The sequence below is a fragment of the Nocardiopsis sp. CNS-639 genome (assembly GCF_000381685.1).
In the GTDB taxonomy this organism is placed as follows: Bacteria; Actinomycetota; Actinomycetes; order Streptosporangiales; family Streptosporangiaceae; genus Nocardiopsis; species Nocardiopsis dassonvillei.
Genome location: NZ_KB906868.1, coordinates 66,603 through 82,915, shown reverse-complemented (window position 1 = coordinate 82,915; position 16,313 = coordinate 66,603). Strand labels below are relative to the sequence as shown.

The 16,313-nt window shown below is 73.6% G+C and carries 15 protein-coding genes and 1 tRNA gene; 6 read left to right on the top strand and 10 right to left on the bottom strand.

All coding sequences use genetic code 11. From position 1 onward, the window contains the following. The first annotated feature begins 861 nt into the window (after window positions 1-861). Window positions 862-1,866, top strand: coding sequence for an arabinan endo-1,5-alpha-L-arabinosidase (locus G011_RS0121230; protein ID WP_019610233.1), 1,005 nt, complete (start codon window positions 862-864; stop codon window positions 1,864-1,866). 68 nt (window positions 1,867-1,934) lie between these two features. Here the strand turns inward: G011_RS0121230 and G011_RS0121225 are convergent. After that, window positions 1,935-2,008: transfer RNA gene (locus G011_RS0121225), tRNA-Pro, on the bottom strand. Between the two features lie 166 nt (window positions 2,009-2,174). On the opposite strand from G011_RS0121225, the gene G011_RS0121220 reads away from it, so the two are divergent. Together G011_RS0121220 and G011_RS0121215 are read left to right on the top strand one after the other, a co-directional pair. Further along, on the top strand, window positions 2,175-3,107 hold the full coding sequence (locus tag G011_RS0121220) for a helix-turn-helix domain-containing protein (RefSeq protein WP_019610232.1): 933 nt from the start codon (window positions 2,175-2,177) through the stop codon (window positions 3,105-3,107). Continuing rightward, complete coding sequence (locus G011_RS0121215) at window positions 3,104-3,643, top strand: dihydrofolate reductase family protein (protein ID WP_019610231.1); 540 nt, start codon at window positions 3,104-3,106, stop codon at window positions 3,641-3,643. The genes G011_RS0121220 and G011_RS0121215 overlap by 4 nt, the downstream gene beginning before the upstream one ends. A 207-nt stretch (window positions 3,644-3,850) precedes the next feature. Here the strand turns inward: G011_RS0121215 and G011_RS0121210 are convergent, their stop codons facing one another. After that, the gene (locus G011_RS0121210) at window positions 3,851-4,348 is read right to left on the bottom strand and encodes a DUF523 domain-containing protein (RefSeq protein WP_013152037.1); all 498 of its coding nucleotides are present in this window, start codon (window positions 4,346-4,348) and stop codon (window positions 3,851-3,853) included. Between the two features lie 279 nt (window positions 4,349-4,627). Then, window positions 4,628-4,915 (bottom strand): AbrB/MazE/SpoVT family DNA-binding domain-containing protein, encoded by a 288-nt coding sequence (locus G011_RS0121205; RefSeq protein ID WP_019610230.1) that lies wholly within the window; start codon window positions 4,913-4,915, stop codon window positions 4,628-4,630. A 138-nt stretch (window positions 4,916-5,053) separates the two neighbouring features. Between G011_RS0121205 and G011_RS0121200 the strand changes: the two genes are divergently transcribed. The 3 genes from G011_RS0121200 (at window position 5,054) to G011_RS30080 (ending at window position 8,282) form a co-directional block, all read left to right on the top strand. Continuing rightward, window positions 5,054-6,217 (top strand): DUF418 domain-containing protein, encoded by a 1,164-nt coding sequence (locus tag G011_RS0121200; RefSeq protein ID WP_019610229.1) that lies wholly within the window; start codon window positions 5,054-5,056, stop codon window positions 6,215-6,217. Between the two features lie 164 nt (window positions 6,218-6,381). Then, complete coding sequence (locus G011_RS0121195; protein WP_019610228.1) at window positions 6,382-7,827, top strand: MFS transporter; 1,446 nt, start codon at window positions 6,382-6,384, stop codon at window positions 7,825-7,827. Window positions 7,828-7,874: 47 nt separating this feature from the next. Then, entirely contained in the window at window positions 7,875-8,282 is a 408-nt protein-coding gene (locus tag G011_RS30080) for an alpha/beta fold hydrolase (RefSeq protein ID WP_019610227.1), read from the top strand. A gap of 203 nt (window positions 8,283-8,485) precedes the next feature. Here the strand turns inward: G011_RS30080 and der are convergent, their stop codons facing one another. From der to G011_RS0121155, 7 genes are all read right to left on the bottom strand, one after another. Further along, on the bottom strand, window positions 8,486-10,072 hold the full coding sequence (gene der / locus G011_RS0121185) for a ribosome biogenesis GTPase Der (protein ID WP_304412447.1): 1,587 nt from the start codon (window positions 10,070-10,072) through the stop codon (window positions 8,486-8,488). Window positions 10,073-10,215: 143 nt separating this feature from the next. Then, on the bottom strand, window positions 10,216-10,911 hold the full coding sequence (gene cmk / locus G011_RS0121180) for a (d)CMP kinase (protein ID WP_013152030.1): 696 nt from the start codon (window positions 10,909-10,911) through the stop codon (window positions 10,216-10,218). A 108-nt stretch (window positions 10,912-11,019) separates the two neighbouring features. Then, complete coding sequence (locus tag G011_RS0121175) at window positions 11,020-12,183, bottom strand: prephenate dehydrogenase (protein WP_019610225.1); 1,164 nt, start codon at window positions 12,181-12,183, stop codon at window positions 11,020-11,022. 71 nt (window positions 12,184-12,254) lie between these two features. Continuing rightward, window positions 12,255-12,617, bottom strand: coding sequence for a chorismate mutase (gene aroH, locus G011_RS0121170; RefSeq protein WP_019610224.1), 363 nt, complete (start codon window positions 12,615-12,617; stop codon window positions 12,255-12,257). A 99-nt stretch (window positions 12,618-12,716) separates the two neighbouring features. Continuing rightward, window positions 12,717-14,717, bottom strand: a complete 2,001-nt coding sequence (locus G011_RS31275; protein WP_019610223.1) for a pseudouridine synthase — start codon at window positions 14,715-14,717, stop codon at window positions 12,717-12,719. Further along, window positions 14,704-15,378: an SMC-Scp complex subunit ScpB gene (scpB, locus tag G011_RS0121160; protein ID WP_019610222.1), complete on the bottom strand. Its 675-nt coding sequence runs from the start codon at window positions 15,376-15,378 to the stop codon at window positions 14,704-14,706. The genes G011_RS31275 and scpB overlap by 14 nt, the downstream gene beginning before the upstream one ends. Beyond that, window positions 15,375-16,250, bottom strand: a complete 876-nt coding sequence (locus G011_RS0121155) for a ScpA family protein (RefSeq protein WP_019610221.1) — start codon at window positions 16,248-16,250, stop codon at window positions 15,375-15,377. Before G011_RS0121155 ends, scpB begins: the two co-directional genes overlap by 4 nt. Window positions 16,251-16,313 lie beyond the last annotated feature (63 nt).

Here is a 16,313-nt window from a genome sequence, read left to right as displayed (position 1 = left end):
GGTCACCACCGGATCTCGGGCGACGCAGGACGCGGCGTCGCGAACCGGTACCCGTATCTCCACCTCAGGACGGGGTGCGCCCATGTTCTTACTCCGTTCACGCATGTGCACCGTGCACATGAGGACCATTCCCCACATTTTTCCACGGAACCAAACATTAACCATCAAGGTAAGCAACCATCTTGCACAAGCACCGGCGTGTCAAGGGTCTGGCGCCGCTCTGTTCGGGGTGGCACTCGCGGCCCCGCAACGGGTCGCGGGCACCGCGGGGAGCGGCGTCGCGGGAGCCTTCTCCTCGGGCGCCGGGGGGCAGGGGGCGCCTGTGCACCTACCCCGCCGGAACGCGCCTATCGTGTGCTTCCGGGGCCGTTTCTCATGAAATGCCGCCGCCGGAAACACCTCGGCGGCGCCGGGAACGCCGGAGGCGGACAGTGCGCGAAGGAGGGTTGACGCTGCGCGACCACGACCTTACGATGCACGCACGGTGACGGGGCGCACCCGCCACCGCGCACGATGCCCGCCGCCCCCGTCCCACGGCACACGAACCCCGGCGCCGACACGGACTCCTGGTGGACCACCCCCGCACCCGGGCGACCCGAGGGCGGACCGCGACGCGCGGCCCGTTCCGCGCCCGCACGACCCCCCGTTCCGGTATCCGCAGCACGCCGCGCTCCCGCGGCACCCGTTGTTAGCGCTAACAACACATGGGTGACACGCCCTCGCACGGCGACGCGGAACCCGTCTCCCCTGGTGCCGAGGCACTTCTCGGGCCGGGGCTCCCCGGTCCCGGACACTCCACGACCCGGAACCCGGCGTCGCCGCGGCACCCACCCCCCAGAACCGAGCCCGAGGAGGCTCCCCATGACGGAACACCCGCGCACCCTCTCCCGCCGCAGAATGCTGGGCTCCGCCCTGGCCGCGGGAGCGCTGGCCGCGACCACGACCGCCGCCGACGCGGTCGGTGCCCGGCCCGCGGCGGCCGCCGACTACCCCGGACCCGGCCATGTGACCGGCGACGTCCGGGTGCACGACCCGTCCTTCGTCAAGCGGCCCGGGGGCGGCTACCTGGTCGCCCACACCGGCGACGACGTGGCCCTGAAGGCCTCCGCCGACCGGACCGCCTTCCGCGACGTGGGCCCGGCCTTCCCCGGCGGCGCCCCGTGGACCAGCCCCTACACGGGCGGCGCACGCAACCTGTGGGCCCCGCACCTGTCCCACGCCGACGGGCGGTACCGCCTCTACTACTCCGCCTCGACCTTCGGCTCCAACCGGTCCGCGATCTTCCTGGCCACCAGCACCAGCGGGGACTCGGGCACCTGGCGCGACGAGGGCCTGGTCATCGAGTCGTTCCCCTCCGACGACTTCAACGCCATCGACCCCCATCTGGAGGTGGACGGCCAGGGCCGCTGGTGGCTGGCGTTCGGCTCGTTCTGGTCGGGGATCAAGATGGTACGCATCGACCCGGCGACCGGCAAGCGCGGCGACCGCGTCCTGCACTCGATCGCGGGCCGCGGCGGCGACGCCGTCGAGGCGCCGACCCTCTTCCAGCGCGACGGCTGGTACTACCTGTTCGTCTCCTTCGACCTGTGCTGCCGGGGAGCGGACAGCACCTACCGCATCATGGTCGGCCGCTCCACCAGCATCACCGGCCCCTACCGCGACCGCACCGGGAGGGCCATGACCGCGGGCGGCGGCACAGAGGTCCTGTCCGGCCACGGCGGCGTGCACGGCCCCGGCCACCAGGACGTCTTCGCCGACACCGACCACGACATCCTCGCCTACCACTACTACGCCGACGACGGCACGGCGCTGCTGGGCGTCAACTGGCTCGGCTGGGACTCCGCCGGATGGCCGTACGTGCGCTGACACCGGCCCTGGAACGCGGCGAGGGGCCCACCTTCCGGTGGACCCCTCGCTGACCTGCTATTCCTCTGTCGGGACGGCGGGATTTGAACCCACGACCCCTTGACCCCCAGTCAAGTGCGCTGCCAAACTGCGCTACGTCCCGTTCGTCGAGCGGTCGCCTTTTCCGGCCCCGCCGACGCAGAAGACTCTACCGCATCCGCCGGGGCGCTCGCACCGGGAAAAGCCCGCCGGGCCCCGGCCGCGGCGGCGGCACGGGTGGGCAAGATCGGTCAGGCGCCCGGGCGCCTCCGGTGAACATACTGGTTGCCATGACCGAGCCCACCCCAGGCCGGGACCGCCTGCGCGAACTGCTCGACGCGGTCCTGGACGAGGAGAACACCCGCCTCACCGACATGGCGGACCACGCCTTCGCCTCACCGTTCCACTTCACCCGCAGACTGACCCGCGACACCGGGGAGTCACCGGTCGCGCTGCGCCGCCGGGTGCTCCTGGAACGCGCGGCCTGGCAGATCAGTCAGGGCAGCAGCGTGACCGACGCCGCGTTCGCGGCCGGATACGAATCGGTCGAGGGGTTCACGCGCGCCTTCGGACGCGCCTTCGGGCACCCGCCCAGCGCCACCACGTCGGGCAGCGGCACGTGGCTGTCCGCGCCCAACGGCATCCACTTCCACCCGCCGATCCACCTGTGGATCGAGGACAGACCCAAGGAGCGGACCGGCATGGACCTGATCGCCCTCCAGGTCCACCACGACGTGGACGACACCGCCCATCTGATCCGCCTCGCCGGACGGCTGTCCGAGGAGGCCTACCGGCGGGTGCACTCACCCGGGCGGACCGTCCTGGAATGGGACGGGCCGGAGGGGTCCGTGGCCGCCGTGCTCGACCACCTGGTCCGGGCCAAGGAGATGTGGCTCGCCTCGATCGACGGCGCCGACCTGCCCGAACGGGGGGCGGACGGCCCGGAGGCGCTGGCGGAGCGGCACACGCGGGCGGGGGCGCGCTGGATCGCCGCGATCGACGACATCGGGCGGCGGGGCGCCTGGGGCGACCGGCTGATCGACGCCCTGTGCGATCCGCCCGAGAGCTTCGTGCTGGGCAGCGTCGTCGCGCACGTGCTCACCTTCTCCGCCCACCGCAGGCAGCTCGTGCGCCACATGCTGCGCGCGGAGGGCCTGGAGGTGGACCACGGCGACCCCATCGAATGGCTTCAGGACCGACACCACGACGGAGGTACACGATGAGTAAAACGGTTTACAACACCGCGACGAGCCTGGACGGCTTCATCGCCACCGAGGACCACTCCCTGGAGTGGCTGTTCGCCGCCGACGGGGGCGATGCCCTGAACGAGACGGATACCTTCATCCGCGGGGCGGGCGCGATCGTGTCCGGTGCGGGCACCTACGAGTGGATCCTGAAGCACGAGGGCGACAAGCCCTGGCCCTACCAGGTCCCCACCTGGGTGCTCACCCACCGCGACCTGCCCGGGATCGAGGGCGACATCCGCTTCGCCAGCGCCGACACCGACCAGGAACTGCGCGACCTGCACGCCGAGGTGGTCGAGGCGGCCGACGGACGTGACGTGTGGCTGATCGGCGGTGGCGGCGTCGCCGCGGACCTGGCCCGGCTCGGCCTCCTGGACGAGGTGGTCGTGTCGGTCGCGCCGGTCACCCTGGGCGCGGGTTCGCCCCTGCTGGCCGGGCGCGTGGATCTGAGGGTGCTGGACGTGCACCGCGCCGGTGACTTCGCGTGCATGCGCTACGAGGTCGTCCGCCCCTGACCCGGAGGGTTCCGGGGCCCGCCGCCACCGACCGGGCCCCGGACCCCGCGCCCCATCCCCGAACCGCCCGCACACCACCAGCCGAATCCCGGACCCCGCGCCTCATCCGCGGCCCCGGCGTGAGTTCCCCGTGGAAGCGCCTCCGCCGCCCCGGGTCGGGAGGCACGGCTCCGAGCGCCGCCGACGACGAAGTCCCGGCGACGCCCCTCAGCCGCCGTCCAGCTCGCGCAGACGCGCGGCGGCACCGGCGATCTCGTCCTCGGTGAACACCGCGACGCCGTCGTCCGCGAGCAGCCGCGCGGTGACCCCCTCACCGGGGACCCCGCGCCCGCCGAAGGCTCCGTCGTAGACCCGGTGCACCCCGCAGGAGGGGCTCGACTCCTTGAGCACCGCCACCACCACGCCGTGCGCGCGGGCGGTGGCCAACGCCGCCCGGGCCCCGTCCACGAAGTGCCCGGTCACGTCCCGTCCCTCGGGGGTGAGGATGCGCGCGCGGCCCGCGAGCACGTCGGCGGCGGTCGCGCCGGGCTCGATCTCGGCGGGCGGGCGGGGTACCGGGAGGCCGCCCGCGACCTCCGGGCAGTGCACCACCAGGCGGCCCTCCTCACGCCAGCGGGCGACCACGTCGTCCTCGACCGGCTTGGCTCGCCCGTCGTAACGCACCCGGCGTCCCATCAGACACGCGCTGACCAGCACTCTGCGCATGGACCCCCCTCTCGGCCGCCACCACGCTACCGGGACGGCGGGACGGGCAGAGCACGCGCTCCCGTCGGCGGCGCCCCCGCGGCGCTGCGGACATCCTCCCCCGCCGGCGTGCGCCGCGCCCGCCCGTACGGGGGGTCCTGATCCGTACGCGGCGGAAGCGGCGCCGGGTGTCCGGAGGAAGGGCACGCCCGCGGGTCCCGATCCGCACCGGGGAGGAGCCGGCCCCGGGGAGTCCGCGGGAACCGGAACAAGGGGGCCCGCCAGCGTCCCGCGGTGCCGCTATCCGGCCCCGCCGGGCGGGGTCCCCCCGTCGTCCTGGACGTGCTGTCGCAGCACGTCCATCAGGACCGAGGAACCCTGGAGGTTCTCCATGAGCCGGTCGACCGTCATGAGGGCGATCCCCTGCTGGGGGTCGCCGAGGACCAGCAGCTTGTCGCCGGGGGAGATGCCCAGGTCGCGGCGGGCCTTGGCCGGGATCGCGATCTGGCCGCGTTCGCTGACCGTCACCGCGCCGTAGAAGCCCCGGCCGCCGGGTCCGTAGGAGGCGCCGTCCTGGTCCGCAGTCACCCCGCCACCGCCTTCCCGTACGTGTTCCGCACAGCGTACCAAGCGGGCCGTGTCCGCCTGCGGTCACGATCACAGGGCGCACGATATACATGATTTACATGTAATAGCATGTACTCCACCCCCCGCCGAGGAGGATCCGTGACCGCTCCCGCGCCCCGTGCGCTCGCCCCGGACCTGGCCAGGGGCGCCATGCTGCTGGCCATCGCCTGCGCCCACGCCCCGCTGTTCGTCCTGGCCGTCGACCACGGCCCCGCCCTGGCCAACGGCGCCGCGCTCGTCCTCCACGAGCTGTTCGTAGGCAACCACGCACGCCCGATGTTCGCCTTCCTGTTCGGTTACGCCCTGGCGCAGACGCTGGACCGGCGGGTCGCACGCGGAGCCGACCCGGTCGGCGTCCGCGCCCTGCTGCGCCGCAGGGGCTGGTGGCTGCTGGCCTTCGGCCTGGCCCACACGCTGCTGGTCCCCCTCGACATCCTCGCCGCCTACGGCGTCGCCTCCCTGCTGCTCGTGGGCCTGTTGCGGGCGCGCTCGACGACCCTGCTGTGGGTCGCGGGCCTGGCCCTGGTCCCCGGCACCGCGCTCTCGGCGATCCCCCTGGGACTGGCCCTGTCCCAGGGCGTCTCCACCTTCGACATCGGCTCCGTGGCCCCGCCCCCCGGGTCCGACCCCGGCGCGCTCTACCTGGAGCGCCTCCCCGGCGCACCCTTCGCCCTGGCCGTCGGAACGGTCCTGGTCGCACCCGGGGTGGTCGCGGGCATGTGGGCGGCGCGGCACCGCCTCCTGGAGGAACCCGAGCGCAACCGCGCCTTCCTGACGCGCGTCGTCATGCTCACCACGGCGGTCTCCGTCGCCGGGGCCCTGCCCTCGGTCCTGGTCCAGACGGGCGCGTGGAGCGCCCCCTCGGCCGCCGCGCAGTGGGGCACGGCCCTCCTCCAGCCCCTGACGGGCTACTTCGGCGGCGTCGGGATGGCCGGGATCGTCGCGCTGGCCGCGATCCGGGCGGCCCGCACCCGCGGCGTCCTGACCAGCGCCGTCCAGGCTCTGGGCCAGCGCTCCCTGAGCTTCTACCTGCTCCAGAGCGTGGTCTTCCTCGCGGTCTTCTCACCGGTGGGCCTGGGGTGGCAGGACCGGCTGGGGCTGGCTGGAGCCTTCGGGGTGGCCGCCGCGACCTGGCTGGCGTCGCTGGCCGCCGCCGAGCTGATGCGGCGCGCCGGCTACCGCGGTCCGGCGGAGAACCTGCTGCGCCGCCTCTCCCGCCGGGCCGCGCCCCGGGCCCCGCGGGAGGTCCCCTCCTCGGCCTGAGCACACGCCGGGGCTCCGCCTCGGACCCGGTGCACCCCGCAGCAGGGACTCGACTCCTGGCCGCCAACACGCTACCGGGACGGCGACACGGACAGAGCACGCGCTCTCGTCACCCAGGGTGATTAAGTGGGTACACCAGGACCGCTGGGCAGCGAGGGGGAGACGTGAACGAGCCGCAGCCGCAGGGGCGGACGGCCCTGACCACGGACCGCAGGGCGACGCGCAAGGCCGTGGTGGCCGCGGCGATCGGCAACGCGACCGAGTGGTACGACTTCGGCGTCTACAGCTACCTGGCCGTCACGATCGGCCTGGTGTTCTACCCGGCGCAGACCCAGGGCACGCAGCTCATCGCCACCTTCACCACCTTCGCCGCCGCCTTCCTGGTGCGGCCCCTGGGCGGGCTGTTCTTCGGCCCCCTCGGCGACAGGATCGGCCGCAAGCGCGTCCTGGCCTTCACGATGCTGCTCATGGCGGTGAGCACGTTCTCGATCGGGCTCATCCCCTCGGCCGCGAGCATCGGCTTCGCCGCGCCCGTGCTGCTGCTGGTCGCGCGGATGCTCCAGGGCTTCTCCACCGGCGGCGAGTACGGCGGCGCCACGACCTTCATCGCCGAGTACGCGCCCGACCGGCGGCGCGGCTTCCTGGCCTCCTGGCTGGAGTTCGGCACGGTCAGCGGCTACGTCGGCGGCGCCACCGTCGTCACGGTGATGACCCTCCTGCTCGGTTCGGACACCATGCAGGACTGGGGGTGGCGCGTTCCCTTCCTGATCGCGCTGCCGCTGGGCGCCGTCGGCCTGTACCTGCGGGTGAAGCTGGAGGACACCCCGGTCTTCGAGCAGAACACCGGGGGCTACGCCAAGGACTCCCACGGCGGGCACCGCGAGGGTCAGCTGCGGGCGACGGTCGTGGACCAGTGGCGCCACATCCTGCTGTGCGTGGGCCTGGTGATGGTCTTCAACGTCAACAACTACGTCCTGACCGCGTACATGCCCACCTACCTGGAGGCCGAGCTGGGGTACGGCCCCACCACGGCCCTGGTGCTGACGCTGGCGGCGATGGTGCTGATGCTGTTCGCGGTGACCGGGTTCGGGCACCTGAGCGACCGTGTGGGGCGCAGGCCCGTGCTGCTCTCGGGCAGCCTGTTCTCGATCGTGCTGGCCCTGCCCGCGTTCTGGCTGCTGCAACAGGGCGGTCTGTGGACGGTCGCCCTGGGCATGGTGGTGCTGGCGGTGACCCTGGTGCACTTCTCCGGCGGCGCGCCCGCGGCGCTCCCGGCCTTCTTCCCCACCAGCGTGCGCTACGGCGCGCTGGCCATCAGCTTCAACGTGTCGGTGGCGCTGTTCGGCGGCACCACCCCGCTGGTCGCCGAGGCGCTGGTGCAGGCCACCGGAAACCTCTACGCACCGGCGTGGCTGGTGATGGTCGCGGGTGTGGTGGGGCTGGTGGTGGTGTGGCGGATGAAGGAGAGCGCGAACCGCCCGCTGCCCGGCGCCCCCGCGATCCCCGTTCCCGGGGAGGAGGGGGGCCGACCGCCCCGCGCCCGCAAGGGGGGAACGACGGGGAGCCACCCGCCGCAGGGCAACGTCCGCCGCCTGCGCGGGGAGGCCTGACCCGCTCGGGGGGGTGATGTCCGCGCGCGGGGCGGCCACGGCACCGTGTGCCCGGAAGGGAGTCCCTGGCCGGGCTGCGCGGGGCCGTCCCCGGCAGCGGGGGCACCTTCGGAGACGTCCTCCAGCCCCGCGGCATGAGCCCCGAACTGGCCCGGGAGGTCGACCGAACCCATGACGAGGAGATGAGCGCGGCCGTCCTGGCGCTCTACCGTTCGGCGTGGCCCAACCTCCACGCCGACTGGGGCCGGGACTTCGACGGCCCCGCCAAGGCGCCCGGACTCCTGCTCGCCCCGACCGGGGACCCGATGGCACACCCCGAGCAGGACCGGGAGGTGGCCCTGCGCCTGGGCGCCCGGTTCCAGGAGCTGGGCGGGCTCACCCACTACTGGATGCTCCAGGACCCCGAGCGGGGCGCCCGCGTACTGCGCGACTTCTGGGCCTCCCCCGACGCCTGAGCGCCCGGAGCGCGAGGGCCCACGCGCGCGGCGCGACCGGGCAGGGCGCCGCGCGCCCCGGCCCGAGGACACGGCGAAGGGGGCTCCCCGGGCGGGGAGCCCCCTTCCTCGTGCCGTGGTCGGGCTGGCGGAGCCGGTGGGCCGGGACGCGTCCGGAGGACACCGCCCCTCACGCAGCGGGGCGCGCGCCCGCCGGACACGCCCTACCGGCGGCGGTGCTTGCGGTCCGGACGCACGCTGCCCTTGGAGGCGCGGCCCTGGGCCCCGCCGCCCTTCTTCTCGCGGATGCGCATGCTGATGTGCACCGGGGAGCCCTCGAAGCCGAAGTCCTCCCGCAGGCGCCGCTCGATGAAGCGGCGGTAGTTGTCCTCCAGGAACCCGGTGGTGAACAGGACGAAGTGCGGCGGACGCGAGCCCGCCTGCGTCGCGAACAGGATCTTGGGCTGCTTGCCGCCGCGCACCGGCGGCGGAGTGGCCGCCACCAGCTCCTTGAGCCAGTTGTTGAGCTGCCCGGTCGGGATGCGCTGGTTCCACCCGCTCAGGCTGGTCTCGATCGCCGGGACCAGCTTCTCCATGTGGCGCCCGGTCTTGGCCGAGACGTTCACGCGCGGCGCCCAGGAGACCCGCGCCAGCTGGCGGTCGATCTCCTTCTCCAGGTAGGTCCGGCGCTCCTCGTCCAGGATGTCCCACTTGTTGAAGGCCAGGACCAGGCCGCGACCCGCCTCCACGACCTGCTCGACGACCCGGATGTCCTGCTCGGCGAGGGGCTCGCTGACGTCCATGAGCACCACGGCGACCTCGGCCCGCTCCAGGGCGGTACCGGTGCGCATGGTGGCGTAGTAGTCGGCTCCCTGGAGGGCCCGGAACCGGCGGCGGATACCGGCGGTGTCGATGAACTTCCAGATCTTCCCGCCCAGCTCGATCAGCTCGTCCACCGCGTCGCGGGTCGTGCCCGCCACAGCGTCGACGACCACCCGGTCCTCACCCGCGAGGCGGTTGAGCAGGCTGGACTTGCCCACGTTGGGGCGGCCCAGCAGCGCGATGCGCGGCGGGCCGTCCTCGCCCTCGTCCTCCTCGCCCAGGGGCTGCTCGGGGAACTCGGCCACGAGTGCGTCCAGCAGGTCGCCGGTGCCGCGGCCGTGCAGGGCGCTGATGGGGAAGGGCTGGCCCACGCCCAGCTGCCACAGGTCGAGGGCGTCGGCCTCCTGCATGCTGCCGTCGACCTTGTTGGCGGCCAGCACCACGGGGCGCTTGGTCGAGCGCAGGACGCGGGTGACGGCGGCGTCGGCGTCGGTGACGCCCACCGTGGCGTCGACCACGAACAGGATGACGTCCGCGGTCTGCGCGGCGTACTCGGCCTGGCGGGCGACCATGGCGGCCAGGCCGCTGACGCTGGTCTCCCAGCCGCCGGTGTCGACCAGGGTGAACCTGGTGTTCTGCCACTCGGCGTCGTAGGCGACCCGGTCGCGGGTCACGCCCGGCACGTCCTCCACTACGGCCTCACGGCGGCCGATGATGCGGTTGACCAGGCTGGACTTGCCCACGTTGGGGCGTCCGACCACGGCCACCACGGGGAGGGTGGCGGGCTCTTGGGCGTCCGTCCCCCCGTGGACGACGTCGGAGATGTCGAAGTCACTCATGTACTGCTCCCGGTTCTGGGTCCCCGCGCGCCCAGGATGCGTGCCGCGGGGATGCGAAGGGCCGACCCGCCCCGGTGTCCCGGGTCGCGCGGATCGACGCGGGCGCCGACGGCGCCCGTGTACTGGCCACGGGGAGGAACCCCCGCGGATGTCGTTGTGTTCCCCCGAAAGGGACTGTCGGGACGAATGTGTCCGGTGTTACGGCCGCGGGGTGCACCGCCCGCCCGTCGCGGCGGCGTCCGGAGGCACGGGACGCCCGTCCGCTGGAACGCGGCGGCGCCCGACCCCGCGGGTCAGTGGTCGCGGGCCTCGTCGGCCAGCTTGACCACCAGGGCGACGACCTCGTCCAGGGTCAGCCCGCTGGTGTCGAGTTCGGTGGCGTCCTCGGTCTGGCGCAGGGGCGAGTGCGCCCGGCTGGAGTCCAGCGCGTCGCGCCGGGCCAGGTCGGCCTGGGTGGCGGCGACGTCGGCGCTGCGGACCTCCTTGCTGCGGCGCTGGGCGCGGGCCTCGGGGCTGGCGGTCAGGAAGAGCTTGACCGGGGCGTCGGGGGCGACGACGGTCGTGATGTCGCGTCCCTCGACCACGATGCCCGCGCTCTCGGCCCTGGCGGCGGCGATGATCTCGCGCTGGGTGCGCACGAGGCGCTCGCGCGCCGCGGGCACGGCCGAGACCGCGCTGACGTTGGTGGTGACCTCCCTGCCGCGGATCTCGGCGGCCACGTCGCGGCCGTCCACCGCCACGGAGGGCGCGTCGGGGTCGGTGCCCATGGTGATGACGGGGGTGTCGACGAGGGCGGTCACGGCGTCGGCGTCGTTGACGTTCACACCCTGGGAGAGCATCCACCAGGTCAGCGCGCGGTACATCGCGCCGGTGTCGAGGTACCGCAGCTCCCGCGCCCTGGCCACACCCCGGGAGGTGCTCGACTTGCCCGACCCGGAGGGACCGTCGATCGCGATGACGATGCCCTCGGTGCTGTCCTGCGCGCTCACTGCCGTTGACTCCCGCTTGCGTTCACTGTTGCCGACGCCCAACCCTACCCGTGGCCCGTGTGTACTTGGCGCTCGGTCGCGTGCAGTCGTGCGCAGTGCGCGGGGAGCTCAGAGGCCCGGGTGCACCGACCAGCCGTCGGCGGCCAGCGCACGCGCGAGCGTGTCCACCGCCTCGGGCAGCACGTGCAGCTGCGCCACGCCCAGCGGCAGGCCGGGCGTGTGCTCGATGCGCACGTCCTCGATGTTGACCCCGGCCTCCGCCGCCGCGGCGAACAGGCGGCCCAGCGCACCGGGTTCGTCGGGGATGACCACCGGCATGACCGTGTAGTCGGGCAGCCGTACCGTGCCGTGCTTGCCGGGGATGCGGCCGTGGCCCGTCCTGCCGCGCTCCAGCAGGTCGTGCACCGGAGCGAGGACGCGGTCCGACGCCTCCTTCGGCCCCGGCCGGTCCGCCAGCGCGCGCAGGGCGTCGGCGGTCGCCGCGAGGTCGGCGGCCACCGCGTGCAGGACCTCCGCGACCGGGGCGGCGTTGTGCGTGAGGATCTCGGACCACATGGCGGGGTCGCCGCCCGCCACCCGGGTGACGTCGCGCACGCCCTGCCCCGCCAGGGTCAGGGCGGCGTCGTCGCCCGAGAGCAGCCGGGCCGCCACCGCCGAGGAGGCCACGTGGGGCGCGTGCGAGACCAGCGCCACCGCCCGGTCGTGCGCCGCCGCGTCCAGCACCAGCGGGTCCGCGCCGCACATGCGGGCGACCTCGGCGACGACGGCGACGGCCTGCGCGTCGGCCTTGCCGGTGGGGCACAGCGCCCACGAACGGCCCAGGAACAGGTCGGCGCGCGCGGCGCCGGGGCCCTGCTTCTCCCTGCCGCCCATGGGGTGCCCGGCCACGAACGTGGCCATGTCGCAGCCCAGCCGCTCGGCCTCGGCCAGCACACTCGCCTTCACGCTGGCCACGTCGGTGTAGACGTGGGCCAGTCCCCGGTCCTGGGCCCGGCGCAGCACGGAGGGGATGACGGCGGGCGGCGCGGCGATGACCGCGAGGTCGGCCGGGGCCGAGGTCGGGTCGTCGGACTCCTCCAGGGGGTGTCCCGCGCCCAGGTCGCAGGCCAGGCGCAGGGAGGCGGCGTCGGGGTCGGAGAGGGCGACGTCCACGCCGCGCGAGCGCAGGGCGAGCGCCACCGACGTGCCGATGAGCCCCGTGCCGACCACCGTGACCCGGCGCACCGGGAGCCGCTGCTCCCCGTCCCCCCGCGCACCGCTGCTGTCGCTCACTGTTCCCCCGCCTCCGACGTGTTCCCGTTACCTCCCAAGCCTACGACCTGCCCGGAGGCCGGTGGATGCCGTCACTGGGCGATGTCCAGCCGCAGGGCCTGGGCCCCGCGCAGGTAGACGTGCTGGAGCTCGGAGCGCGGCCGGTCGGTCTCCACGTGCGCCATGAGGCGCACCACGCGCGGCAAGGCGTGGGGGACGGCGATCTCGGTCGCGCACATCAGCGGGACGTCGGAGAAGCCGAGCTTGCGCGCGGCCAGCGCGGGGAACTCGCTGTTCAGGTCGGGGGTGGCGGTGAACAGCACGCTGATCACGTCGTCGGTCCCCAGTGAGTTGCGCCGCATCACCTCCGAGACCAGTTCGGCCGTGGCCTCCAGCACCTGCTCGCGTTCGTCCGCGTCGACCTGCACCGCACCGCGGATGGCCCGTACCGCCACGTTCGATCCCGCCTCGTCCTCGTTCAGCGTGCCGTGCCCGGGAAAAGGGAACGGCGGTCGCCGCCCGGTGTCCGGGCAGGCGACCGCCGTCAACTGTATCTACAGGCCCGCGGCCTCGTAGAGTTCGCTCACCTCACGCGAGGTGAGGGCCCGCATCGTGCCCAGTTTGAGGGCGTTCAGGTCGATCGGGCCGACCTGGGTACGGGCGAGGTCGGCGACCGGGTGGCCGACGGCCTCCATCAGGCGGCGCACGATGTGCTTGCGGCCCTCGTGCAGCCGGATCTCGACGAGCGCCTTGGGCGGCTCGTTGTCGACCACGCGGAAGGAGTCCACCTCGACCGGGCCGTCCTCCAGCTCCACGCCCTTCTGCACCTCGCGCACGACACGGTGCGGGACCGGGCCGGGCACCTTGGCGATGTAGGTCTTGACGACCTTGTAGCGCGGGTGGGTGAGCCGGTTGGCCAGCTCGCCGTCGTTGGTCAGCAGGATGAGGCCCTCGGTCTCGGTGTCGAGCCGGCCGACGTGGAAGATCCGCTCCTCGGTCTGACCGGTGTAGTCGGCCAGGGTGGGGCGGCCCTCGGGGTCCCACATGGTGCTGACGACGCCGCGCGGCTTGTTGAGCGCGAAGTACAGCTTGTCCGGGGCGGTGACCACGCGCATGCCGTCGACGCGGATCTCGGAGGACTCGGGGTCGACCCGGGCGCCGAACCTGCGCACGACCTGGCCGTCCACGCTGACGCGTCCGGCCGCGATCATCTCCTCGCTGGCCCGGCGGCTGGCGACCCCGGCCGCGGCGAGCGCCTTCTGGAGGCGGATGCCGTTCTCGACGTCGGTGTAGGTGTCGCGCGCCTCGTCGGCGTGGTCCTCGTCCTTGGGGTCGTAGTCGGCGCGCAGGGCGCTGAGCCGCTCGCGGGCCGCCTTGGAGAGCTGGTTCTCGCTCGTGACGCGCTTGGCGCCGGAGCGGTCGCCGCCGGGACGGCCGTCGCGGTCCTCACGGTCCTCGCGGTCGCGGAAGTCGCGTCCGCCACCGGGGCCACGGCTGTCACGCCCGCCGCGGTTGTCGCGGTCACCGAAGGAGCGGCGGTCGTCGCGACCGCCTCCGAAGGAGCGGCCCTCGCCGCGCTGGCCGTCACGGCCACCGCGGAAGTCGCGCCCACCCCGGCTGTCCCGGTCACCCCGGACGCCACCGCGGTCGCGGTCACGGTCATCACGACCGCCACCCGGGCCGCGTCCGCCACGGTCGTAGGAGCGTCCGCCCGGGCCACGGTTGTCGCGGTCACGGAAGTCACGGCCGCCGCGCTCGTCCCGGCCGCCCGAGAACGAACGCCGGTCCCCACCGTCGCGGCTGTCACGCCCGCCACGGTTGTCACGGTCCTGGAAGCGACCGCCCGAGCCGCGGTTGCCGCGGTCGCCGAAGGAACGGCGGTCGTCCCGCTGGCCGTCACGGCCGCCGCGGTCGTCGAAGGAGCGGCGGTTGTCGCGGTCACCGCGGAAGCCACCACGGTCACGGTCATCACGACCGCCCCGAAAGTCACGGCCACCGCGGTCGTCCCGACCGCCCGAGAACGAACGCCGGTCCCCACCGTCGCGGAAGTCGCGGCCGCCACCGGAACCACGGTTGTCACGCCCGCCACGGTTGTCGCGGTCGCCGAAGGAACGGCGGTCGTCCCGCTGACCGTCACGGCCACCACGGAAGTCGCGCCCGCCACGGCTGTCCCGGTCACCGCGGAAGCCACCGCGGTCGCGGTCGTCCCGGCCGCCACCCGGGCCACGGTCACCGCGGAAGCCACCACGGTCACGGTCATCACGACCGCCCCGGAAGTCACGTCCGCCACGGTCGTCCCGACCGCCGGAGAAGGAACGGCGGCCGTCACGGTCGCCGCCGAAGGAGCGGCCCTCACCGCGCTGGCCGTCGCGGCCGCCGCGGAAGTCACGTCCGCCGCGATCGTCCCGGTCACCCCGGAACCCGCCGCGGGGACGGTCGTCCCGGCGGTCCCGGCTGTCGCCGCGGCCCTGTCCGCCGCGCTTGTCGTAGTCGCCGCGCTCACCGCGCGGGGCGTCGTCCCGCGCACCGCGGGAACTGTTGTTAGGTGTGCTCACCGGTGTCGTCTAGACCTTCGATGTCGTCGGGGAGGAACGGCGCCAGATCAGGCAGCTCGTCGAGGCCTCGCAGGCCCAACCGTTCCAGGAAATAGGAGGTGGTCCGATACAGCAGCGCACCGGACTCGGAGTCGTGTCCGGCCTCTTCGATCAGGCCCCTCAGTACGAGGGTACGCATAACCCCGTCGCAGTTGACACCGCGCACGGCGGAGACCCTGCCCCGGGAGACCGGCTGTCGGTAGGCCACCACCGCCATCGTCTCCAGCGCGGCCTGGGTGAGCCGCACCTCCTGCCCCTCCCGGAGGAAGTGCTCGACGACGTCGGCGCATTCGGGCCGCGTGTACACACGCCACCCCTCGGCCACCGCTCTCAGGTCGAAACCCCGGCCCTGCTCGGTGTATTCCCGCGACAGCGACTCCAGCACCCCGACGACCACCGTGACGGGCACGTCCATGGCCCGCGCCAGGTCGTACTCCGACACCGGCTGGTCCACGACCATCAGCACGGCCTCCAGGTCGCGGCGCAGGGTGGCCGGGGCGCCCTGCGCGCCCACCTCGGTCCCGTCCCCTGCGGCCTCTCCGCCGACCGCCTCCCGGGCCGCCGCGTCCCCCGCTGCCGGGTCCTCCGTTGTCGGGTTCCCCACCGTGTCCCGGACGCTCATCCGCGCTCCTCCGTCTCCCCCGGCCCGCTCCCGCCGCCGGTGTCCCCGGCGCCGTCGGCCTCGTCGTACTCGCTCTCCAGCTCGACCTCGCCCTCGCCGCCGGTCCAGGAGACGATCAGCTCCCCCAGCGGTTCGGGCTGGTCGAAGCCCACGTTGGCGGCCCGGTACAGCTCCAGCAGGGCGAGGAAGCGGGCGATGACCTCGAAGGTACCGGTGCAGGCGGCCGTGAGCTGGGCGAAGGTCAACCGTCCGTGCTCGCGCAGCTCCGCGACCATCAGCTCGCCCTGTTCCTTCACCGAGGTCTTGGCCTGGTGGATGTGGGTGACCGGGACGCTGGGCGGCTCCTTGGGCGTGAAGACCATCCCCGCCAGGGCGGCGAACTCCTGGGGGCCCAGCTTGAACAGCACGTCCGGCCGCAGCCCCGCGAAGCGCTCCTCCAGCGGGACGGCGCGCGCGTAGCGGCGCCCCTGCGAGGCCAGCCGCGCCCGCATGAAGGAGGCGACCTCCTTGTAGGCGCGGTACTGGAGCAGCCGGGCGAACAGCAGGTCGCGGGCCTCCAGCAGGGCCAGGTCGGCCTCGTCCTCGACGTCGCCGCGCGGCAGCAGGCGCGCCGCCTTCAGGTCCAGCAGGGTCGCCGCGACCAGCAGGAAGTTGCTGGCCTGGTCCAGGTCCCAGTCGTCGCCGTGCGCCCGGATGTGCGCGATGAACTCGTCGGTGACCTTGGACAGCGACACCTCGGTGATGTCCAGCTTGTGCTTGGCGATCAGCCCGAGGAGCAGGTCGAAGGGCCCCTCGAAGTTGTCGAGGTGCACCTGGAAGGCGTTGTCGTCCACCTCCGCGACGGTGTCCGCCGACGTTCCCTCAGCCCCCATGGCACCGGCCCCGCGTCGTCTTCCTCATGGGACAAGGGTGTCACCGGCCAGAACCCGCCGGTG